Consider the following 22,924-nt stretch of genomic DNA (forward strand, 5'->3'; position numbering starts at 1 on the left):
AATTTGGCACGGTCCTCGCTATAGGACCGGTATGGACAGAATAGCCTCTATGAAATCAGTCAATTTCGAATTCCTCCGCTCCGGCAATGAATTGCTGGCGAATCTTGCTGGCTTGGCCGAGGCGGTGCTGCACATCGATCCGGGCAGTGCGCTAACCCGCCTTCGCAGCTTCGCTGAGGAACTTACCAAGTCCGTCTACAAGGAGGAGCTGCTGCCGCGTATGCCGCAGTCAACCTTCTACGACCTGGTGAAAAGCCCAGTCTTCATTAACTGTGTCAGTAAACCTCTTGTTCACCAAATCAACTTTTTACGCATTCAGGGCAACTATACGGCCCATGGTGCCGAAGGTGATTTGCACAATGCGCAGCGGGCGCTTAAGACTGCACATCAGCTGGCCATGTATATGGCGATTAGATATTACGATGTCAATCAGGCTGCGATCCCTGAGTTTGCCAATGTGCAGGATCCAACTGCGGCGTTGGCTAGCCTGAAGAAGACTGTCTTCAGCTATGAAAAGGAGCTGAATCAGCAGCAGGAAGAGCTCCAGCGTGTGATGGACAAGCTTGAGCAAGAGCGCATTCGCAATCTCGACAAGCTTGATCCGCCCGCCAAGCCAGACCAGCAGAAGCGTCGTCTGCAGAGTCAGCAAGTTTCTGACAGGCTGCAATGGAGCGAGTCGAAGACTCGCAAACTCATGATCGATTTGATGCTGCAACAGGCCGGTTGGAATGTGAGTGATTCCGCGCAGGTTGGCCAAGAGATAGAAGTCGATTTTCCTGACAACACTAGTGGCAAGGGCCGAGCGGACTACGTGCTGTGGGGGGATAATGGCCAACCGTTAGCCGTGATCGAAGCCAAGAAATCCGGCAATGTGAGCCTGCAGGCCGGTCGCGAACAGGCACGCATGTATGCCGATGGTTTCGAGAGTATGGGCATGCAAAGGCCGGTGATCTTCTACAGCAACGGCTACGAAACCTTCATCTGGGACGACACTCAGTACAACACTTATCGTCCGGTGTACGGCTTCTACAGCAAGAGCAGCCTTGAGTACCTGGCTTATCAGCGCCAGTATCGTATTGCCGAGCTGGAGCAGCACAACCCTGACTTGAGCATTGCGGACCGCCCTTATCAGATCGAGGCGATCAAGACCGTTGCCGCGCATTTCCAGAAGCAGCGGCGCAAGGCCCTCATCATCCAGGCCACGGGCACCGGTAAAACCCGTGTAGCCATTGCCTTGGCCGAACTACTGCTGCGCACCGGATGGGCCAAGCGAGTGTTGTTTCTCTGTGATCGCAAGGAACTGCGTGTGCAGGCTGACGATGCCTTCAAGCAGAACTTGCCCAGCGAGCCACGCTGCGTAATTGGTGAAACCACCAGGGTGGATCAGACGGCGCGAATTTTCATCGCCACCTACCCAGGAATGATGAACCGCCTCGCTCAGCTCGATGTGGGCTTCTTCGACCTGATCATTGCTGACGAGAGCCACCGCAGTATCTACAACAGATTCCGCGATATCTTCGACTACTTTGATGCGCTGCAAGTTGGCCTGACTGCCACACCAGTCAAATTCATCAGCCGCAACACCTTCGACATCTTCGACTGCGAAACCACCGACCCTACGTTCGAGTTTGGTCTGGATGCCGCCATCAACAACGAACCGCCTTACCTGGTGCCGTTTCGCGTCAAGGATTTAACCACCGACTTTCTGCGTGATGGCATCCATTATACAGATCTGAGTGACGAACAAAAGGCACAGCTCGAGGAAGATCTCGGCGAAGAGGAGGCCCAGCGTACAACGATCGCCGGCAAGGACATTGGCCGCAAGATCTTCAGTGAAGACACCGATCGTATCATTCTGGAAAACCTGATCGATAACGGTATCAAGGATGAAACCGGCTCTCTGGTAGGCAAGACAATCATTTTCGCTCAACGCCAGGATCACGCCGAGCATCTCGAAAAGCTCTTTTGCAAACTCTACCCGCAGTACGGGACCAAGGTTTGCAAGGTTATCCATAACGGCATCGCCCATGTGGGCTCATTGATCAAGGAATTCAAAAAGCCAGATAACGAATTTCGGATAGCCATTTCAGTCGACATGCTGGACACCGGTATCGACGTGCCGGAGGTGGTCAACCTTGTGTTCGCCAAGCCGGTGAAATCCTGGGTCAAGTTCTGGCAGATGATTGGTAGGGGCACGCGCCTGCGTCCCAATCTGTTTGGTCAGGGGAAAGACAAGCAAGAGTTCCTGATCTTCGATCACTATGGCAACTTCGATTTCTTCGAGCAGGAGTACCAAGAGCCGGAAGATACTGGCGGCAAGTCCCTGCTGCAGACGACTTTCGAAGCTCGCCTAGAGCTGGCCCAAGCCGCACTGAGACTCAACCATGCCGAAGCTTTCGATGCTGCCACTGACTTGTTGCGCGCTGACATCAATGACCTTCCGGAAACCAGCGTGGCGGTCAAGCGCGAGCTGCGTAACGTGCACCAATTGCAGCAGACGGGTCTGCTGAAGCGTTTCGACGCAAGTACTCAGCATCTCTTGAGCAACACCATTGCACCGTTGATGTCCGCTCGGGTACTGCACGATAAACACGCCACCGCGCTGGACAAGCTGGTGGCTAACATTGAGCGCTGCATGGTGGAGCAGGCCAGTTGTTTCGAGGACGGCAAAATCGCGCTTCTGGCTGAACTGGACAAGCTCGCGGTAAATATCCAGGCCGTGCGCCAGAAGGATGAGATTCTCGCCGAGGTACGCAGTGCGGCTTTCTGGCAGCAGCCGAGCATTGGCAAGCTGGAAAGTGCCCGCCAGGAACTGCGCAGCATCATGAAATACCGGCAGACGGGGAGCACAATCAGTTACGGGATTGGAACCACTAAGGCCAAGGATGACCACGTGGTAGCTGAGGAACGTCGAGTAGTGATCATGGGTGCCAGCGAGGCGATGCTTTATCGCGGTCGACTGAAAAAAATCCTCACAGACATGCTTGCCGCCAATCCAATTCTGCAAAAAATCCACAAAGGCGAGCCAATTGCCGATCCAGACTTGAAAACCCTGACATCGACCATTCTCACCAGCCATCCCGGGGTAAGCCTGGATGTGCTGAATGAGTTCTACGGTCGTACGGCAGAGCAGCTACACGTCACGATTCGCGAGATGATCGGACAGGATGCGCAGGCCATCGAAGAGCACTTCAAGAAATTCCTTCACAGCCACCCAACTCTCACTGCCCAGCAGGTGAGCTTCATGAATCTGTTGAAGAACTATATTGCCCAGCACGGCAGCATCGTCATCGAAAAACTCTACGACGCACCCTTCAACAGAATTTCCCATAAGGGAATAGACGGCGTGTTCAAGCCGACGGATATTGATCAGTTGGTCGCAGTGCTCAAACCCTTCCTTCGCGAGAACAACTCGCCATCTGGCGTTCAGGAGTGACCATGCAATCCAGTCAATGGACTACGGATATCGTTGTTATCACTACAGTGCTCGCAGTGGCTTCTGCGCTGCTGGGTTACTTCGCAGCAGCGCTGCGCCAGGGGCGGCAACTAAGCCAACTGACAGCACAGCTTGAGCAGTCACACACGGCTCAGGCATCGATCAGCGCAGAGAAGGCTGCTCTCACTGAGCAGCTCAAGGTGGCAGACGGGCGCGGCCATGTGCTGCAAGTTGCAGAAAGCAAGTTGAACGCGCAATTACAGTCCGCCTTCGAAAACGTGACGCGGCTGAACACCGAGCAACAGCATAGCCGGGACGCCATTGCTGCTGTGCAAGTGAAGTTGGAAGAGGCAAACCAGCAGCATCATGAAGCCGCTAAACGCTTGGATACCGCCCAGGCGGAGGGGCGGGCACTTCAAGAGCGGATCACTGAGCTGCGTGATCGCCTGGAAAAAGCGCAGACTTCCAACGAGCATCTGCAGGCAGACCGGGACCGCCTCAAGGATGAGCTGGCTAATGAGGGTAAGCGGGCCAAGTCACTTGAAACTTCCGATCGTGACGTTCGTGAGCAGTTGGGTGAAGCCAAGCAGGTGTTGATTGAGCGAGCGCAAGCACTCAATGCACTGCAGGAGCGTTTCGGCGGACTGTCGTCCGAACACACTGAGCTTAAAACCACTCTGCAAAAGCGAGAAGAGCACTTCCAGGAGCAAATGCTTCAGCTGGCCGATACCCGTAAATCGCTGACTCAGGAATTCGAAAATCTGGCTAACAAGATCTTCGAGGAAAAAGGCAAGACCTTCACCCAGACCAGCCAGACCAGCATTGACGGCATGCTCAAACCCTTCCGTGATCAGATCGAGGGCTTTCAGAAGCGCATCAACGATGTTCACGATGCTTCTCTGCAAGGCAACACTAGCTTAAATGCCGAGATCAAGAAGGTGCTGGATATTGGGCTGAAGATGAGCAGCGAGGCCAACAACCTGACCTCGGCCCTCAAGGGTGATTCTCAGCAACGTGGCGCGTGGGGCGAAGCACAATTGCGTCGCACGTTGGAAATGAGCGGGCTGGTCGAGGAGGCGCACTACGAAGTGCAGAGCGCATTCAAGGATTCTGAAGGCCGGAGCAAGCAGACGGACTACCTGATCAAGATCCCAGACGGCAAGCACATGATTATCGACAGCAAAGTTTCGCTGGTCGCATATGATCGCGCCGTCTCAGCCAACACACCGGAGGAATATCAGCTCGCATTGGTGGAGCACGTAAAGTCTGTGCGCAGACACATCGACGACTTGGCGTCCAAGGATTACACCAACCTGATTGGTATGCGTAGCCCGAGCTTTGTGCTGATGTTCATGCCCATCGAGCCAGCTTATATCGAGGCCATGAAGCATAATAAGGACCTGTTTGAGTACGGTTACAAGAAAGGCATCGTGCTGGTCTCACACACCACGCTGATCCCGATTCTGCGCACCGTCTCCAATCTATGGATGCTTGAACGCAGCAATGCCGATGCGCGTGAAATCAGTGAAAAGGCCGGGGAAATTTACAACCAGGTCTGCATTGTTGCAGAGCGACTCAGCAAACTGGGCGGTAGCCTCAATACGGCGAGTAATCATTACAACGCGACCGTGAAGGCCCTGGCAGGTCAGCAGGGCCTCTATGGCAAGGTGGAGCGCTTCGACAAACTGTCTGCAAAAGTCAGCAAGACTCTGCCGCAGCTTGAGCCAGTCCATATGGATTTCGAGGCGGAGCGTCTATCCCTGATCGTCGAAGCAATCGAAGAAACTCCCGCGTCAAACGGGCCTTTGCTCGCTGGCGCACATGATCCTTTTGCTGGCGAATTGTCCGCCCAGCAGTAATTCCGAATTCAGATAAAAGAGAAGTAGCAAATAATGCTTACTGGCAAAATCCGCAATGATATCGACAAGCTCTGGGAAAAGTTCTGGACTGGCGGTATCACCAACCCGCTGACCGTGATCGAACAGATCAGCTACCTGATGTTCGCCCGTATGCTCGATATGCAGGAAGACGTGGCCGAGCGTAAGGCCAATCGTACCGGCAAGTCTTTCGATCGCCTGTTCCCCAATACGCCGGAAGGCCGGTTGCTGCGTTGGAAGAATTTCCACCACCTAAGTGGCAAGGAGTTGCACAAGCATCTCAAGCAGAACGTCTATCCCTACTTCGCCAAACTGGGCAAGAAGTCCGATGCGGCGGACGGCCTGGGCGATGAAGGCAGTGCGCTGGAAGGTCTGGGCCATATCGGCGAATACATGCAGGACGCAGACTTGGAGATCAAAAACGAGTCAGTGCTAACTTCCGCTGTCGAGATGGTCAACGCGCTGCCGCTCACCCAGAGCGATGTTAAGGGCGATATCTACGAATATCTGCTGAGCAAACTCACCACCGCCGGCATCAACGGCCAGTTCCGCACGCCCCGGCATATCATTGATGCCATGATCGAACTGATCGCGCCACAGCCCACCGATGTGATTTGCGACCCGTCCTGCGGCACCGCAGGCTTCCTGGCTCGTACCATGGAATACCTCAACAAAGTGCATTCCAGTGACGCCGGTATCTTCAAGGATGAGGACGGTAATCCGCATTACAGCGGTGACCTGCTTGAGCCGTATCGCGACCATATCAACAAGGACATGTTCTGGGGTTTCGACTTCGACACCACCATGCTGCGGGTGTCCAGTATGAACATGATGCTGCACGGGGTGAATGGCGCGAACATTCGCTATCAGGACTCCCTGAGCAAATCCATCAAAGAGTACTACCCGCGTCAGGAGCAGGACTTCTTCGATGTGGTGCTGGCCAATCCGCCGTTTAAAGGCACTCTTGACGAAAGCAACACTAACCCAGACGTGCTGGGCCTGGTGAAAACTAAGAAGACCGAGCTGCTGTTTGTTGCTCATATACTGCGCTCGCTCAAGCTTGGCGGCCGTGCAGCGGTGATTGTGCCGGACGGAGTACTGTTCGGCTCCAGCAAGGCCCACCAGCAATTGCGCCAACAGCTAATCGACGACAATCAACTCGAAGGCATCGTCAGCCTGCCCAGCGGCGTGTTTAAACCCTACGCCGGTGTCAGCACAGCCATCCTCATCTTCACTAAGGGCGGCACCACCGAACGTGTATGGTTCTACGACCTGCAGGCCGATGGCTATTCGCTGGACGACAAGCGTACTGAGCTAAAAGGCGAGGGCACTAACGACCTTCCTGACGCCATAGCCCAGTGGAAAAAATACCGCCACATGCTCGAAAGCAATATCAGTGCTAATACGATAAACACTCTGTTTGGCGACAAGCGCAAACAAGCCTTTGTCGTACCCGCCGAGGATATCGTGGCCAGCAAGTATGACCTCTCTATCAACCGCTACAGAGAGTTGGTGTACCAGCAGGAGCAATACGAAGATCCGAAGATGATTTTTAAACGGCTGAAAGGACTGGAGCAGGAAATTCTGGCGGATTTGGATGAGCTGGAGGGGATGCTATGATAAGTACTGTTGCCTTTGGAAGTACCTGCACCTTGCAGAATGGAAGGGCATTTAAGTCGGAGGAGTGGTCAGACGCCGGCACACCTATTGTGCGAATTCAGAATCTAAATGATGAAACGAAGCCGTTTAATTACTGTGACTTTGAGGTGGAGCAGCGCTTCCACATCCACTCAGGAGACTTGCTCTTTTCGTGGTCAGGCACTCCAGGCACTTCGTTCGGCGCCTTTTTCTGGCGTCGAGGAAAGGCTTATTTGAATCAGCACATCTTTAGAGTGGATGTAGATCACCATCGTGCAGACAAAAACTATTTAAGGTATGCAATTAATTCAAAGCTCGACCAAATTATTGATCAAGCTCATGGTGGAGTAGGGTTGAAGCATATTACTAAGGGAAAGCTGGAAGCTGTTGAGATTCCGCTCCCACCCCTGCCCGAACAAAGGCGGATCGCCTCTATTCTCGACAAGGCAGACGATATATCTACCAAACGCGAGCGGTCCATTAAGCTCGCCGACGAATTTCTCAGGAGTCTGTTTCTGGAAATGTTCGGCAACCCTGTCACCAATCCCAAGGGTTGGGAGGTCAAGCCAGTTGGCGATATCTGTGATTGTGTTGTTCCAGGAAGAGATAAGCCAAAGTCATTTTCTGGCTCGACTCCATGGATTACGACTAATGAGCTTAGCCACTTAGGTGTTACTTTTAAAAAGGAGGAGGGCATTGGTTTGTCTGCAGACGAGATTGCAGAAGTTCGAGCAAGGGTTGTTCCGAAGTATTCTGTTATCATGACCTGTGTGGGAGATCTTGGTGTAGTCACTATCGCAGGGGAGGACATGGTGATTAATCAGCAGTTACATGCTTTCTTACCTAGTGAAGAATTGAGTCCCACATTCTTATCTTACTCTTTGGCTTGGCAGAAAAGTTATATGCTGAAAATGGCTTCAAGTACAACCCTTCCGTATATGAATAAGTCAGTTTGTAATAGTGTGCCGATTATGCTTCCACCTAAACACGTACAAGTTCAATTTGAGGCGATAGTTTCTAGGGTGTTGGATTATAAGAAAAAGACGCTTCGGTTCGCTAATGAGCGCACCTTTCAATGTCTCTCGCACCGAGCTTTTTCAGGCCTTTTGTAGATAAGAAAGTGCTCGTGCGCCTTGGCCTTAAAACGCAGAAGTCAGCGAAGCTATTGCCGAAGATTCTTTGGTCGTGATGATGAAAAAACACCATCTGTGCCGTCCCAGCCTTCAAGGCCAGTATGAGCGGCTTTCGACTGGGCAATGGTTTACCGCGTACGGGATTGCGCGAATTTTCAGCCCGAGGCGGCGGTCAGAGTACGAAGCTATTTGGATTCTTCCAGATGGCGCGCGGCAGCGGCTTAATCATCACATACTCACTCTCCAGCCATGAGCTGCCCTATTGAAAGCAGCGGAGCAAAGAAATTATGCGCATCACTGAAATCGCCCTTACCAACTTTCGCTCCTTTCAGGCTACCCAAACTATTGCGCTGGCACCTGTGACATTGCTGTTCGGGCCGAACAGCGTAGGCAAAAGCTCAGTGCTTATGGCATTGTTCTATATCCAGCAGATGTTGGAAAAAGGGCAATGCGATCCTCAACGCATCGATGCTTTAGGTGAAAAGCATGTGGGGGGGTTTAAGAGACTGGTTAACGGCAGGGACACCACCAAGCGGATGGTTATCAAGCTGACCCTCGATAAATCTGGGTCTATCGGCTCCAGCTACAACCAAGTGGTAGATCTGGTAGGGGACGATTTTTCGCTGCCCGTCGATAGCCCTACTGCCGATGCAGATCGGCTGGCGGTTGAATTTCATATCGCTTGGTCAAAGGCTAAAAATACAGCTTATGTGGCCTGTTATAAGATTTGGCTAAATGACAGTCTGATCGCTGAACTTGTTAGCGATTCAGGTCTCAAGCAGCCTGTAATCACATGGCTCAATTATCGGTACCCGGCTTTGTTGACCGATGCTGATATGGACAACCATGCGGAAGGAGAAATTGTCAGCCGTCTGCACGAACTTCTCAACGCCGATCGCAAGCCTGAAACAGTTTCTAGAAGGGATCTAGAGCAAAACGTAGATGTTTCTTATGAGCATGCCGTCATCGGTTTCAAAGGTCTCGCAGGTGCTTTGCCTATGCTAGGCAAACGGCTTGAGACGGTAATCGACGCGGATGACCCAATCCTGACGGCGCGTCTACACGAGATCCTATCGGATGTCGTGGTCGCTCCCCTCGACAATCTTTTGGCATTGCTCAACGAAAGCCTGTGCATTGGCCCGTTGCGCCTTATCCCGGACGCCCTGCATCAGCCCAACCCCTACCCGAAGCAAAAAGATTGGTATTCCGGTTCTGCCGCTTGGGATGTAACTGCTGGGTTGAACGATGCCAGTATGGCAGAGATGAATAGCTGGTTGAATAATCCCCGCACTTTGAGCCTTGGATATTCGCTGCGTTCGAAGGCCGTGATCAGCCAGGTCATTTACTCGGGAGGCGGCGACACGCTCGATGAGTTGGGGACATTTTTTGAGACTTTGGGGGATGAGCTTAGCCTCACTTTTACGGGTGCTGATGCTGAGGATAATCCGCTGCTTGAGGAGCGCTCGATTGACCTAGGTGTACTCAAGAAAATTCTTGAGGCAGAGACTAGGCCTGCTGGAGCCAAAGCCCGACAGCTTGTAGATAAGGAGCACTACAGCAAGTGGGTACTGTGGGATGAGCTCAACAAGATCGAGGTGGCCTTTTCGGAGGTGGGTGTTGGGATTTCTCAGCTATTCCCGCTGGTGGTTGCGGCCCTGCAATCCAAGCAGGGCATCATCGCCTGCGAGCAGCCAGAGCTGCATGTTCATCCGAGGATTCAAATCGGTATCGGCGATTTGCTCACTCAAGCCAACAACAACAGCACATTCCTGATCGAAACCCACAGCGAGCACCTTGTCCTGCGGATCCTGCGCCGAATCCGTGAAACCTCCGAAGGTGTGTTACCGGAGGGGCTGCAGCCTGTTTCTCCAACTGATGTTTCAATCGTCTATATGGAGCCAGGAGAGGCTGGGGTCAGAACCCGGCGTATCGAAATTGATAGCTCTGGCGAGTTTACCACTCGCTGGCCCAATGGTTTCTTCGCTGAGCGTCGGGAGGAACTGTTCTGATGCACGCCATATTCGCTATAGAGCCGGATGCTATCAACAACTGGAAAGATCTGCGCTATGTCTTGGAAAAGTTTGGTTATAGCAAGGGCTTGCTAATCGCACGCTATCCGAAAAGCTGGATGAAGATGGTAATGGATGCTTGTCACTCAAATGGGGTGGGCGACATTGAGTTGGCGCGGGTTGAGGAAAAGTTACGAACCGTCAAGGATGATCGTCTTGTGCGTATGGGGCTGCGCTACGAGGGGGCTAATTGGCTGACAAGTGTTAATGATGAATCCGTTTTAAATGAACTATTCGCTGTATTGATAAAAAGCCAGCCTACCTCAGATAAGCTTTATAATATCGATGATGCTCACGAAAACCTCTTTGAAAATCGACGGGAAGTTCATGTGAAACGTAATGCGAGTGCCCTGGCGGAGGCGGCTAAGTACGTACTCGCAGTCTCGGATAAGATCGTAATTGTTGACCCCTATTTTCAGCCTAGGCGCAAATATACAAAAGTTCTTGATTCTATGCTTCATATTTGCCAGGCAAATGGTGCATTACCGAGCCAAATGATCATATTTTCAGATTACACTAACGACTCCCGTAGCGCGGCAGTTGTGAAGGATGAGTATGAGAGGCTGCTTAGCGCATGGATAGACCAAGGCGTCAGATTTAACGTTTCTCGGGTGGCAGGTGATCAGTTGGATCAAGATTTCCATGCACGCTACCTATTTAATCAACGCGCAGGCCTGCGCTTTGATCGAGGTTTTGTTGAGCCCGAAGCTTATGATGAACGTGAACATGACACTGACGTGATTTGCCTGGATACTGCAGTTGTCAATGAGTTGTGGACTCGCTTTATTGAAAGACAGGAGTGTTTGAAGATTTTTGATCAGCTCAGCTTTTGAAAAATTGAGGCCTTCTGCAGGTATTGTGATAAGGGCAAGAAATCACTAGGTAAAGTGTTATATCTGAAAAGTCGCAGTCGTGATGTGGACGAGCTAAGCTCTAGGAGCAGCTTATCACTAAGCGTAAGATTTAAAGTTATTCGGCGCGGCGAGAACCTCTGTGACCTAATAAATTATTTTATCTGTCCTTGGACTTACTTCAAGGGTTTTTACCCAACTTATACTGGGTTGTTTTGCAGGCACAAAGGATGGCTACAATGGCGTTTGATTTAAGTAACACGTTGGTCGTTGGGATCTCCGCCACTGCGCTATTCGACATGAGCGAGTCCGACCAGATGTTCAAGGCTGGGCTTGAGGCTGATCCGGAAAGCGTGATCGACAACTATCGCCGCTACATGCAAGAGCGTGAGGGTGATCCGCTGACACCGGGTACCGGATATCATCTGGTGAAGGCACTGCTTGATCTTAATCGACATATGAAAAGTGGCGACCATGCACCGCTGGTGGAAGTGGTGGTGATGTCACGCAACAGCCCAGATACCGGTATTCGCGTACTCAAGACCATTCGCCGGGATCAGTTGGCGATCACGCGTTCGGCGTTCACCGGTGGCGAGTCGGTGGCTGACTACATTGATGCCTTCGATGTCGATCTGTTTCTCACGACCAACGTGGACGATGCTCAAAAGGTTATCGACTCCAAGCAATGCGCCGCTGCGATCCTCAAGGCGCCGCCAGCCAACGCCCCCAAAATCCCTAAAGGGCAAGTACGAATCGCCTTTGACGGTGACGCAGTGCTGTTTTCCGACGCCAGCGAGCTGGTCTACAAAACCCAAGGGCTGGATGCCTTTCAGGCGCAGGAAGATGCACTGCAGCATACCCCCATGGAAGAGGGACCCTATGCCAGCCTGCTCATGAAACTGGCCAAATTGCAGGAGCGTTTACCCACCGGTAGCAAGGATTCACCGATCAGAATCGCCATTGTCACGGCTCGAAACTCCCCATCGGAAATGCGCGTGATCAACACTCTGCGTGCCTGGGGCGTGTACGTTGATGAAGCTTTCTTCCTCGGTGGTGTGGGCAAGCCCAAAGTGCTTACGGCCTTCAATCCCCACATTTTCTTTGATGACCAGGACGTCCACTTGGAAGCTGCGGCAAATCTGGTACCCTCGGGCAAAGTGCCATACTTGACCAGGCCTGACCCCGTGGATCAGTTGCTGGCTCCGGCTGAATAGATTCGCCGCTTATGCATGCAAAGGAATGCCAATGTCAGCCCAGAAGTACTCCGTTAACCAGCACCTGATCGAAACTCTCCTGAGCTGGGTCAAGTCTGGAGAAATTGCAATCCCGGAAATTCAGCGCCCTTTCGTCTGGGATGCCAGTAAGGTCCGCGACTTGATGGACAGCCTGTATCAAGGTTTCCCGGTCGGCTACATCATTGCGTGGCGTAACCCCACGGTTAAACTCAAAGACGGCTCGCTGGCCGAGGGCAAGAAGGTACTAATTGACGGCCAGCAACGCGTCACTGCGTTGACCGCGGCGATCGCTGGCCAGCAGGTGATCAACCAGGATTATCAGCAGGTGCGTATCCGCATTGCCTTCCACCCCATCGAGGAGCGCTTCGAGGTCAGCAACCCAGCTATCGAGAAGGACAAGGCGTGGTTCGCCGATATCGCGCCCATCGTCAACGGCGAGCTGAAGTCGCACAAAGCCGCCAGGGATTATCTGACTGCAAACCCTGACTTGAATGAAGATCTTGTCTATGAGCGATTGGACAGGCTTTGCGATATCACCAAAAAGCAGATCGGTCTGATCGAGCTGGCGGCTGATCTGGACATCGAGACTGTTACGGAGATCTTCATTCGCATCAACTCAAAAGGTGTTGTGCTCAGTCAGGCGGACTTTGTGATGTCGAAGATCGCTGCCAACGAGGAGTTCGACGGCAATACCCTTCGCAAGGCCATCGATTACTTCTGCCACCTATCCATCGCGCCCGAGTTCTACGCCCACATTGAGAACAACGACAAAGCCTTCGTCCAAACGGACTACTTCAAGGCTATGCGTTGGCTGAGGGGTGAAAACGATGATCTGTACGACCCAAGTTACTCGGACATGCTGCGCGTGGCCTTCACTACCAAATTCAATCGTGGTCGCCTATCGGATCTGGTCGGGCTGCTCTCGGGTCGCAACTTCGATACGCGAAGCTATGAGAAAGAAATCGAGGAAGAGTCGTTCAGGGTCCTGAGCGAAGGGGTCAGGGAATTCATCAACGAAACGCACTTCAAGCGCTTCTTGATGATCATTCGCTCGGCCGGCTTCGTGGACAGCTCCATGATCGGCTCGGTCAACGCGCTGAATTTCGCCTACGTCCTGTACCTCAAGCTCAAACGCGACTTGGGCAACAACCCTAATATCGAAAGTTGGGTCCGCCGCTGGTTTGTCATGTCGCTGTTGACCGGGCGTTACTCGGGCTCGCCGGAGTCGCGCTTCGACAAGGACATCAAGGCCGTTCATGAGCGCAAGTTCGAGGAGGTGCTGGGCGAGATCGAGGCAGCTGAGCTTTCCGACGCTTTCTGGGATTTCGGTTTGCCACAGTCGTTGACTACATCGTCCGTTAATGCGCCAGCAATCAAAGTGTTTTGGGCAGCGCAGGCTAATCGCGGCGACAAAGGCTTCCTGTCAAAAGACATCACCGTCCGGGACATGCTCACGCACCATGGTGATATTCACCACATCTTCCCGAAAAACTTCTTGAAGCAGCGGGGTTTGCAACGAAGCAAGTACAACCAGGTTGCCAACTACGTGTACGTGCAGCAGGAAGTGAACATCAAGATCGGCCACACCGCCCCGGCAGCCTACATGGCCGATGTGCTCGCTCAGTGTGATAGAGGCTTGGCGCGCTATGGAGCTATCACGCGCCTGGATGATCTCAAAGTCAACCTAGCCAGCAACTGCCTCCCTGAGGATCTGGCCGCCTATCAGCCTGAGCAATTTGAAGCCTTTCTAGCCGAGCGCCGCCGGCTCATGGCGCAGAAGATCAAGCAGTACTATTGGGGTTTGTGAGGCGCGCCCAGAGGCCAAGCTGTCCGGTGTTTGAATAAGATTAGACAGAACATTGATCCTACTTGATGTGGAGTAACTGGATGGACCGTGAAGAGTTAGAGCAGTGGGTTCAGTTCAGGATTTTGAAGAGGTTCGACGTTTTGGTCGATTGCTCATATCTGGAGACTTCCCTCCTTAAGAAGCTGGCGAACAGACTGCCCCGCACCACTGGCGAAAATTTGACCTATGCCGCTTGGTGTGAGCAGGTGTTCGGCTCAGGGCTTCGCCCGCGGGTTGCCATCAACCATCAGGAGATTGCGGGCCAAACGCGCCTTGGCTCACTGGGTCTGGGTTTAGCCAGCGAACTTCGCCGCCAACAACGGGCCCTCAAGGAGGTGCAATCCAGGTTGGATCAAAACTCGGAGAAGCGGTCGACGCCTCCTCAAGCTGCTCCCACTCCACTCCCCTCGATTGAAACTAGCGATTCATGGGGCTGGCGCAACTTTTACTCAGGCGGGTGGCGAGGTCTGCGTCGCTTGCTGGGCAAGGTTGAGAATGTCGGACATGGGCATATATTCGATTACCAAGGCGCGACCAATCGAAACTATAGGGTCGAGCTGATCGAGTTAGTCCGATCTACGCTCGCTGATGTTGAGCAAGTAGGATTCGGTGTGCATGCAACGTTTCCAGGTGAGAAAATCGAAGAGGTCGCTGATGCGGCCAGAGTTTTCTATGGCAGCTCGAGAGAGGTGCCGAAGTATTCCGTGGGGAGTTTCGTCGTAAGCGAGATGCCGACCGATATCTTGCACCTGACGGATAGCTTCCATCAGCAAGCGTCAGAAGAAGTGCGCGATGAGAAAGCCTCCCTTTTCGTGGAAGTTTACGAGCTTGGAACCACAGAGCCGCTAGACGACGAGGCAGTGCAACACTTCATCAACTACCTCCAGAAGCTCTTTCAGGCTTTGGCGAAGTCCGCTGATAGCGTTCCAAGGGGTGTTCTGCGCGAAAAGATCCTGCTGGGTCTTATGCTCTCGATCTCCGCGCCTAACTGCTCTCTAGAGGCATCTCTAGCGGAACTGAATTGGCCCGCATGGCAATCACCGTATGACGATGATTGGAGCATCAGTGAAGAGCAAAAATTTGACCTGGATTCAGGGGAAATAGTGGATATGTTTATCGCCAAGTTGAGCCGCCAGCGTTTCTGACACCTTCCCACAGCTGTTATGAGCAATTGTAAGTCTTGCGCCGCCAAACCGTAGACCTAATACCCCTGGCCGCCAGTCAGGACTCGGGGTATGTGAAAGGTGCGTGGGGCTGAGCCGGTTTCAGGGGTGGATGCATTTTCTCGGCGCTTCCAGCCCGCGTGGCTAGTGTTCTAACTAAAGCTATACGCATGGGTGGTGCGAGATGGCGCTGCACGGTTTAGGCACAGAATGGGCACATTCATAAACAAAAGGGCCTAGGTTTTCACCTAAGCCCTTGTCTTATATGGTGCACCAGGCGGGATTCGAACCCACGACCCCTGCCTTCGGAGGGCAGTACTCTATCCAGCTGAGCTACTGGTGCGACGCGGGCGCCATGATACTCACATGGGTACGGGGCGTCCAGTTGCGGGCGGTGTGCGACACAAATCATCCGCCTTCCATCACCCCACATCCACCTCCACCCACAAAGGAACAGCCCACCGCTACCGGCACAACCACCAGCTGGTGCATGATGCTCCCCATATCACTCCGTCAGTTCGTTCTCACCGAGGGCCTCTTATCAATCAGTTCAAAAGCATCGAGCGCAGCCCGTGCCGCGTTCTTATTACCGGGGCCAGTATCGCGGGTTGTGCCGCGGCCTGGTGGCTGACGCGGCGCGATTGCGATGTCACGGTTGTCGAGCAGGCGCCTGCCTTTCGCGATGGTGGGCAGAATGTGGATGTGCGGGGCGCGGCTCGGGAGGTCTTGCGCCTGATGGGGCTTGAGCAGGCGGTGAAGGATCTCAACACCGGCGAGACGGGGCTTGCGTGGGTCGATGAGGATAACCGCACGGCAGCGCGCATCGATCTGGCCGGTCTGGACGGAGACGGCCCGACGGCTGAGCTTGAGGTGTTGCGCGGTGACCTTGCGCGTCTGCTGTATGAGGCGTCGTCTGCTGATGCGTTCTATCGCTTCGGTGATCGCATCGTCTCGGTCGAGCACGATGCGGAGGGCGTTTCGGTTACGTTCGAGGGCGGTGGCGAGGAGCGTTTTGATCTGCTGATCATTGCCGAAGGTGTCGGTTCGCGCACGCGGGAGCTGGTGTTCCCCGGCGAGAATCAGCCGCGCCGGATGGACCTGGCCAGCGCGTTCTTTACCGTGCCTCGTGCGCCGACCGATAGTCAGACCGCGCGCTGGTACAACGCGGTGGGCGGGCGCAGCGCGGGCGTTCGTCCGGACAATCGCGGTACGACGCGTGCGTTCTTTAATGTGCAGGGCCGAAGCCACCTGACGGTCGGCAACAGTGTTGCCGAGCAGAAGGCGTTTCTTCGGGCGTCGTTTGCAGGCGCGGGCTGGGAGGTGCCTCGTCTGCTGGAAGGGATGGAGGCTGCGGAGGATTTCTGGTTCGATGACTTGCGTCAGGTGAAGATCGATCGCTGGTCGAATGGCCCGGTGGTGCTGCTGGGCGATGCGGCGTGGTGTGTCACGCCGCTGGGTGGGGTCGGTGCTTCGTTGTCGCTTATTGGCGCGTATGTACTGGCGGGTGAACTCACCCGGACCGATACGATTGCAGAGGCGCTTGCCTCGTACGAATATGTCCTGCGCCCTGTGGTGAAAAAGTCGCAGAGCGTGCCAAAACTTGTGCCGCGTCTGGTCCATCCTCGCACTCAGACCGGGGTGAAAATCCTGCGCGCCGTGCAGCGGTTGGTGGCAACACCCTTTATCAGCAAGCGTGCTGCCAGGGCGCTGACCCCGGCGGTGCAGGCTTTCACGCTTCCGGATTATCGATAGCGCTACAGGCGTGGGTTAATGCCTGCGCCACAGGGAGAATAAAAAATGGAATCGCTACAACAGTGGCTCAGCTTCGCGATGATTGCCTTGTTCGTTACGCTCACGCCGGGGCCGGCGGTGATCATGGCGCTGTCCAATTCAATCACCCACGGGCCGGCGAGGGCGATGGTCGGTTCGCTCGGCAACGCCTTGGGGCTCATAGTGGTTGCCACGGCGGTAACGGCCGGGCTGGGCGCGGTCCTGGTAGCGTCCGCCAGTGCCTTTCTGGTCCTGAAAATCGCAGGCGCGGGGTATCTGGTTTATCTGGGGATCAAGCAGTGGCGTAGCGCGCGCAGTGCATTCGACGCGCTGGCCAACGTGCCCAAAGCGGTGTCCACAGGCAGCCTGTTTATCAAAGGCATCTCGGTGGCGCTGACCAACCCCAAGGCGATCTTGTTTTTCATCGCGTTTCTGCCGCAATTCATCCAGCCCGGCACCTTTCAGGTGGAGCAGACGGGCGTGCTGATCGTGACCTTCGCCGGCTGCTCTGTGGTTGCTCACGTCTTTTATGTGCTGCTGGCACAGACGCTCAAGCGCCACCTCAATTCGGCCCGCAGGCGCCAGAACGTCAATCGGGTGTTTGGCGCGTCGTTCATTGGCCTGGGGCTAAGCCTGTTCACGTTGAAGGGCAGGGCAGCCTGATAAAACCAGCCGCGCTTGAACAGGCATATGTTCAGGCACTGACCTTAAGCACCCTTTCGGGAACACGGTTATGCCTCAACATAGACCCACGCGGTCAGGCCTGAGGCGAGGCCTACGGCTATGCGCTTGTAGTCTGAAACTTCATAAGCGTCTGCCGCTGCCAGTTCTTGCGCGCTGATCTGGAAAACAGTCCCTGAGACGGTATCGCTCAAATCCTCACTCGGGCTGATGATGGGATGATGCGTCTTGCCACTCTCGGCAAGCACCTGCGGGTCGGTGATTTCGACGTAGGACTGCTTGTAGCCGATCATCTGGTCGGCGTGGCCTGTCAGTTCCCGGCCGAAGTTGGCCAGTTGTACCGCCTTGTCCTGCAACGTGCCGTAGGAGAAGAGCAGTATCGTGAAACTCTGAGGTTGCGTCATTTTTGCCTTCGAATCGTCAATAAGCGCATTAAGAATCTTCAAATCCATCTCAGTCAGGCTGTATGACTTCCATGGGCTGACCAAGCTTAACGCCGATGCAAAAAAGCAGTCGACCCGTATCCGTTCTTTTTTTCGAACGGGCTATTGTCCTTTCCCCCCGCAATGCCTAGGATTCGTTTGAGATTTCAAACGCTCTTGTTCGGTCTTCCTGTCTTCATGCGTTGCGCAGCGCTGGAACCCGATGGAATGTTTTCCTGACGATGGCTTCCAAATGGGGTGCATCGATATCAATTGTTCGCGTCGCCTTTCGGGCGATGCTGTTTAGGAGGCCGACATGCAGCTCAAAGATTCCACACTGTTCCGCCAGCAGGCCTATATCAACGGCCAATGGCTGGACGCGGACGGTGGTCAGTCGATCAAGGTCAACAACCCTGCCAACAACGAGATCCTCGGCACTGTGCCAAAAATGGGCGCAGCCGAGACGCGTCGGGCGATTGAGGCGGCTGACAAGGCGCTGCCGGCCTGGCGAGCGCTGACCGCCAAAGAGCGTGGCAACAAGCTGCGCCGCTGGTTCGAGCTGATGATCGAGAACCAGGACGACCTGGGTCTGCTGATGACGCTGGAGCAGGGCAAGCCACTGGCCGAAGCAAAGGGCGAGATCACCTACGCCGCGTCGTTCATCGAGTGGTTCGCCGAAGAAGCCAAGCGCGTCTATGGCGACGTGATCCCTGGTCACCAGCCGGACAAGCGCCTGATCGTGCTCAAGCAGCCGATTGGTGTGACGGCGGCGATCACCCCGTGGAACTTCCCGGCGGCGATGATCACCCGCAAGGCCGGTCCTGCACTGGCGGCGGGCTGCACCATGGTGCTCAAGCCTGCGTCGCAAACGCCGTTCTCGGCACTGGCCCTGGCTGAACTGGCCGAGCGTGCGGGTATCCCGGCTGGCGTGTTCAGCGTGGTGACTGGCAGCGCAGGCGATATCGGTGCCGAGCTGACCGGTAACCCGATCGTGCGCAAACTGTCCTTCACCGGCTCGACCGACATTGGTCGCCAGCTGATGGCCGAATGCGCCAAGGACATCAAGAAGGTTTCTCTGGAGCTGGGCGGTAACGCGCCTTTCATCGTGTTCGACGATGCCGACCTCGACAAAGCGGTCGAAGGCGCGATGATCTCCAAGTACCGCAACAACGGCCAGACCTGCGTGTGCGCCAACCGCATCTACGTGCAGGACGCGGTGTATGACGCGTTCGCCGAGAAGCTCAAAGCGGCGGTCGGCAAGCTGAAGATCGGTAACGGCCTGGAAGAAGGCGTCACCACCGGCCCGTTGATCGACGACAAGGCGGTGGCCAAGGTCAAGGAACACATCGCCGACGCCGTCAGCAAGGGCGCAACCGTGTTGACCGGTGGCAACAGCCTGGAAGGCTCGTTCTTCGAGCCGACCATTCTGGTCAACGTGTCGAAAGACGCCGCTGTGGCCCGGGAAGAAACCTTTGGTCCGCTGGCCCCGCTGTTCCGCTTCAAGGACGAGGCCGAAGTGATCGCGATGGCCAATGACACCGAGTTCGGTCTGGCGTCGTACTTCTACGCGCAGAACATGAGCCGCGTGTTTCGTGTCGCCGAAGCGCTGGAATATGGCATGGTGGGTATCAACACCGGCCTGATCTCCAACGAGCTGGCACCGTTCGGCGGCATCAAGTCGTCCGGCCTGGGCCGTGAAGGCTCCAAGTACGGCATCGAAGACTATCTGGAAATCAAATACCTCTGCCTGTCGGTCTGACCGACACTCGGGTATTGCAGCCGATGGCGCGCGAGAGCGACGTGTCATCGGCTTTTGTTGTACCGCAGTTTCCTGGTGGCCTGAAGGCTGCAGCAGTCGATCATCGTATGCTGCCGCAGTTGATCCGGTCCGCTTGATCCTTGACCCACGCCGACCGATGAGCGGCGAATGAGGAATACATGAGCAAGACTAACGAATCCCTGATGCAACGCCGCCATGCAGCCGTCCCGCGTGGCGTTGGTCAGATCCACCCGATCTTCGCTGCTTCGGCGAAGAACGCGACCGTTACCGACGTGGAAGGTCGTGAGTTCATTGACTTCGCGGGCGGTATTGCCGTTCTGAACACCGGTCACCTGCACCCGAAGATCATCGCCGCCGTGCAAGAACAGCTGACCAAGCTGAGCCACACCTGCTTCCAGGTCCTGGCTTACGAGCCTTACGTCGAGCTGTGCGAAAAAATCAACGCCAAAGTCCCAGGCGATTTCGACAAGAAAACCCTGCTGGTGACCACCGGTTCCGAAGCGGTGGAAAACGCCGTGAAGATCGCCCGTGCTGCGACGGGTCGTGCGGGCGTTATCGCCTTCACCGGCGCTTACCACGGCCGCACCATGATGACCCTGGGCCTGACCGGCAAGGTCGTGCCGTACTCGGCCGGCATGGGCCTGATGCCAGGCGGTATCTTCCGCGCGCTGTACCCGTGCGAACTGCATGGCGTGAGCGTGGATGATTCCATCGCCAGCATCGAGCGCATCTTCAAGAACGACGCCGAGCCCAAGGACATCGCTGCGATCATCATCGAACCCGTACAGGGCGAGGGTGGTTTCTACGTGGCGCCGAAGGCCTTCATGCTGCGTCTGCGCGAGCTGTGCGACAAGCACGGCATTCTGCTGATCGCTGACGAAGTGCAGACCGGCGCTGGCCGTACCGGCACGTTCTTCGCGATGGAGCAGATGGGCGTTGCGGCTGACCTGACCACCTTCGCCAAGTCCATCGCAGGCGGCTTCCCGCTGGCGGGCGTGTGCGGCAAGGCTGAATACATGGACGCCATCGCACCCGGCGGTCTGGGCGGCACGTATGCCGGTAGCCCGGTGGCCTGCGCTGCGGCGCTGGCGGTGCTGGACATCTTCGAAGAAGAGCACCTGCTGGAACGCTGCAAGGCGGTTGGCGAGCAGTTGGTGACCTCGCTCAAGGCGATGCAGGCCAAGTACCCGGTTATCGGTGAAGTGCGTGCGCTGGGTGCGATGATCGCTGTCGAGCTGTTCGAAGGCGGCGACTCGCACAAGCCTAACGCCGCGGCAGTGGCTCAGGTGGTTGCCAAGGCGCGTGACAAGGGTCTGATTCTGCTGTCCTGCGGTACTTACGGCAACGTGTTGCGCGTACTGGTACCGCTGACCGCCGAAGACGAATTGCTGAACCGCGGCCTGGCCATTCTCGACGAATGCTTCGCTGAAATCGCGTAAAAAGTGTGAAGTCATGAATTGATTAATTTATGACCAAACAGACAAAAAAAGCCCGTTTCGACGGGTTTTTTTTGCTTTAGAGCAGGGTATTTCGCTGTTTTGGGTATATCCGGACGTTTGCATTGGCTAAGGTGGTCGCATTGACATCGGAGAGTCATGATGACCGCTGTAGTTTTGCCCGCCGTTCCCCGCGTACTGATAGCCGAGTCTGATCCGTGGGTTCGCGAGACGCTCAGCGACCTGGTGCTGGGCGTGCGTGCGGATATCGAGCTGGAGATGTGCACCGATGGCAAACAGGCCGTCGAGTGGATGAAAAAACACCTGCCGGACCTGATCATCGCCGCCCGCGAGCTGCCGGGGATCGATGGCCTGAGCCTGCTGCGGGGCGTGCGCAATCTGCGTCGTCAGCCCGCCATCCCGTTCATTCTGATCAGCAATCGCAATGACAGCGCCAGCGTGCGCGAGGTCGTGCCGCTGGCGCCGACTGCCTACCTGACCAAACCACTGAACACCGAAGGGCTGCGCCAGCGTCTTGAAGGCCTGTTGCTGGAACGCAGCGCCCCGGCTGCGGGTGCGGTGCCCGCGCTGACGCCGGGTCTGACCCTGACCAAGTTTCTCGACAAACGCCGTGACATCGCCGATGGAGCGCCGCTGTTTGTCGATGTCGCCACCGCGGTGACGCTCAGCCAGACCGCCAGTGGCATCGACGCCACCCTGCTGGAGCAGGAGCTGCGCAATGATCCGCACATCACGGCTGTATTGATCGCCGCCGCCAACACGGCGGCGCAGCATCTGGGCAAGCCGATCCAGACCATGGGCGGGGCGCTGGCCATTCTCGGGCCGGTGCAGGGCGCCAATATCGCGTCCGGTCTGGGCAAAAAGCGTATGGCGGTGCTGACCGATGATGCGTTGCTGGCCAAGGCCCATGAGCTGTGGACCCTGTCGCAACGCACGGCTGATTACGCACGCATTCTGGGCGGCATGCTGGAGCTGGATGCGGAGCGCTGTTTCTGTGCCGGACTGTTGCAGTCGCTGGGCGATCTGGCGGTATTGGGTTGCCTGCAGGAGTGGCTGCTGGCTGGCGGCCAACTGGATGAGCAGGTGATTGGGCAGTCTCTGGAGCAGTACTCCGCTGCCTTCGGTTCTGCTCTGCGCACCCGCTGGCGCTTGCCGCTGGAACTGCGTGAGCTGATCGCTGCGGTGTATCAGTACAATACCGGCATCTACACGCGCGAAGTGCTGGCAATGAACCTGGCGGGGCAGATGGCGCGCCTGGGCGAGGAAGAAAGTGTCACCACGCTGATCAAGACCAAGTCGGCCAAGCTGTTGAAGCTCAGCGTCGGAGACTTGCAGCGCCTGCGCAAGAAGCTGACTGGGGTGACGGATCCGAGTTTGCTGAGGCCGCTGACTAGCGAGCCTGAGGTGGCTGCCGAGGTGGTCGACGACGAGCCTGATCTGCTCGACCTGGCACCTGAGGCACCTGCTGAAGAGCCTGCTGCGATCGAGGATCCGGCTGGCGCTGTTCAGGGTCCGCCCGAAAAGTAAAAACCCCACTGACGCCTTCGCGAGCAAGCTCGCTCCCAT

15 protein-coding genes and 1 tRNA gene are annotated in these 22,924 nt (G+C 55.5%); 14 read left to right on the top strand and 2 right to left on the bottom strand.

The window, feature by feature from the left end; genetic code table 11:
* The first annotated feature begins 49 nt into the window (after positions 1-49).
* The 9 genes from LIX91_RS24120 (at position 50) to LIX91_RS24160 (ending at position 15,230) form a co-directional block, all read left to right on the top strand.
* Complete coding sequence (locus LIX91_RS24120; protein ID WP_209996831.1) at positions 50-3,436, top strand: DEAD/DEAH box helicase family protein; 3,387 nt, start codon at positions 50-52, stop codon at positions 3,434-3,436.
* Positions 3,437-3,438: 2 nt separating this feature from the next.
* The gene (rmuC, locus tag LIX91_RS24125) at positions 3,439-5,295 is read left to right on the top strand and encodes a DNA recombination protein RmuC (RefSeq protein ID WP_226489315.1); all 1,857 of its coding nucleotides are present in this window, start codon (positions 3,439-3,441) and stop codon (positions 5,293-5,295) included.
* A 33-nt stretch (positions 5,296-5,328) separates the two neighbouring features.
* On the top strand, positions 5,329-6,933 hold the full coding sequence (locus LIX91_RS24130) for a class I SAM-dependent DNA methyltransferase (protein WP_226489316.1): 1,605 nt from the start codon (positions 5,329-5,331) through the stop codon (positions 6,931-6,933).
* On the top strand, positions 6,930-8,063 hold the full coding sequence (locus LIX91_RS24135) for a restriction endonuclease subunit S (protein WP_226489317.1): 1,134 nt from the start codon (positions 6,930-6,932) through the stop codon (positions 8,061-8,063). The genes LIX91_RS24130 and LIX91_RS24135 overlap by 4 nt, the downstream gene beginning before the upstream one ends.
* A gap of 308 nt (positions 8,064-8,371) precedes the next feature.
* Positions 8,372-10,093 (top strand): AAA family ATPase, encoded by a 1,722-nt coding sequence (locus LIX91_RS24140; protein WP_226489318.1) that lies wholly within the window; start codon positions 8,372-8,374, stop codon positions 10,091-10,093.
* On the top strand, positions 10,093-10,986 hold the full coding sequence (locus tag LIX91_RS24145) for a hypothetical protein (protein ID WP_226489319.1): 894 nt from the start codon (positions 10,093-10,095) through the stop codon (positions 10,984-10,986). Before LIX91_RS24140 ends, LIX91_RS24145 begins: the two co-directional genes overlap by 1 nt.
* A 257-nt stretch (positions 10,987-11,243) precedes the next feature.
* Entirely contained in the window at positions 11,244-12,218 is a 975-nt protein-coding gene (locus LIX91_RS24150) for a 5'-nucleotidase (RefSeq protein ID WP_226489320.1), read from the top strand.
* 31 nt (positions 12,219-12,249) lie between these two features.
* Positions 12,250-14,046 carry a DUF262 domain-containing protein gene (locus tag LIX91_RS24155; RefSeq protein WP_226489321.1) on the top strand — a complete coding sequence of 599 codons (1,797 nt, stop codon included), beginning with the start codon at positions 12,250-12,252 and terminating at the stop codon, positions 14,044-14,046.
* An 80-nt stretch (positions 14,047-14,126) separates the two neighbouring features.
* On the top strand, positions 14,127-15,230 hold the full coding sequence (locus tag LIX91_RS24160; protein WP_226489322.1) for a hypothetical protein: 1,104 nt from the start codon (positions 14,127-14,129) through the stop codon (positions 15,228-15,230).
* A gap of 284 nt (positions 15,231-15,514) precedes the next feature.
* On the opposite strand, the gene LIX91_RS24165 is transcribed toward LIX91_RS24160, so the two are convergent.
* Positions 15,515-15,591, bottom strand: a tRNA-Arg gene (locus LIX91_RS24165).
* Between the two features lie 23 nt (positions 15,592-15,614).
* Between LIX91_RS24165 and LIX91_RS24170 the strand changes: the two genes are divergently transcribed.
* Complete coding sequence (locus tag LIX91_RS24170) at positions 15,615-17,000, top strand: FAD-dependent monooxygenase (protein WP_226489323.1); 1,386 nt, start codon at positions 15,615-15,617, stop codon at positions 16,998-17,000.
* 45 nt (positions 17,001-17,045) lie between these two features.
* On the top strand, positions 17,046-17,681 hold the full coding sequence (locus tag LIX91_RS24175) for a LysE family translocator (RefSeq protein WP_004408840.1): 636 nt from the start codon (positions 17,046-17,048) through the stop codon (positions 17,679-17,681).
* A 68-nt stretch (positions 17,682-17,749) separates the two neighbouring features.
* Here the strand turns inward: LIX91_RS24175 and LIX91_RS24180 are convergent, their stop codons facing one another.
* Complete coding sequence (locus LIX91_RS24180; RefSeq protein ID WP_226489324.1) at positions 17,750-18,103, bottom strand: gamma-glutamylcyclotransferase family protein; 354 nt, start codon at positions 18,101-18,103, stop codon at positions 17,750-17,752.
* A gap of 334 nt (positions 18,104-18,437) precedes the next feature.
* On the opposite strand from LIX91_RS24180, the gene gabD reads away from it, so the two are divergent.
* From gabD to LIX91_RS24195, 3 genes are all read left to right on the top strand, one after another.
* The gene (gabD, locus tag LIX91_RS24185) at positions 18,438-19,880 is read left to right on the top strand and encodes an NADP-dependent succinate-semialdehyde dehydrogenase (protein WP_003367662.1); all 1,443 of its coding nucleotides are present in this window, start codon (positions 18,438-18,440) and stop codon (positions 19,878-19,880) included.
* A 179-nt stretch (positions 19,881-20,059) separates the two neighbouring features.
* Complete coding sequence (gene gabT / locus LIX91_RS24190) at positions 20,060-21,340, top strand: 4-aminobutyrate--2-oxoglutarate transaminase (protein WP_003344741.1); 1,281 nt, start codon at positions 20,060-20,062, stop codon at positions 21,338-21,340.
* Positions 21,341-21,496: 156 nt separating this feature from the next.
* Positions 21,497-22,885 carry a response regulator gene (locus LIX91_RS24195; RefSeq protein ID WP_100073873.1) on the top strand — a complete coding sequence of 463 codons (1,389 nt, stop codon included), beginning with the start codon at positions 21,497-21,499 and terminating at the stop codon, positions 22,883-22,885.
* The last annotated feature ends 39 nt before the right edge of the window (positions 22,886-22,924 follow it).

This window comes from Pseudomonas sp. B20, assembly GCF_020515755.1.
GTDB classification, from domain to species: domain Bacteria; phylum Pseudomonadota; class Gammaproteobacteria; order Pseudomonadales; family Pseudomonadaceae; genus Aquipseudomonas; species Aquipseudomonas syringae.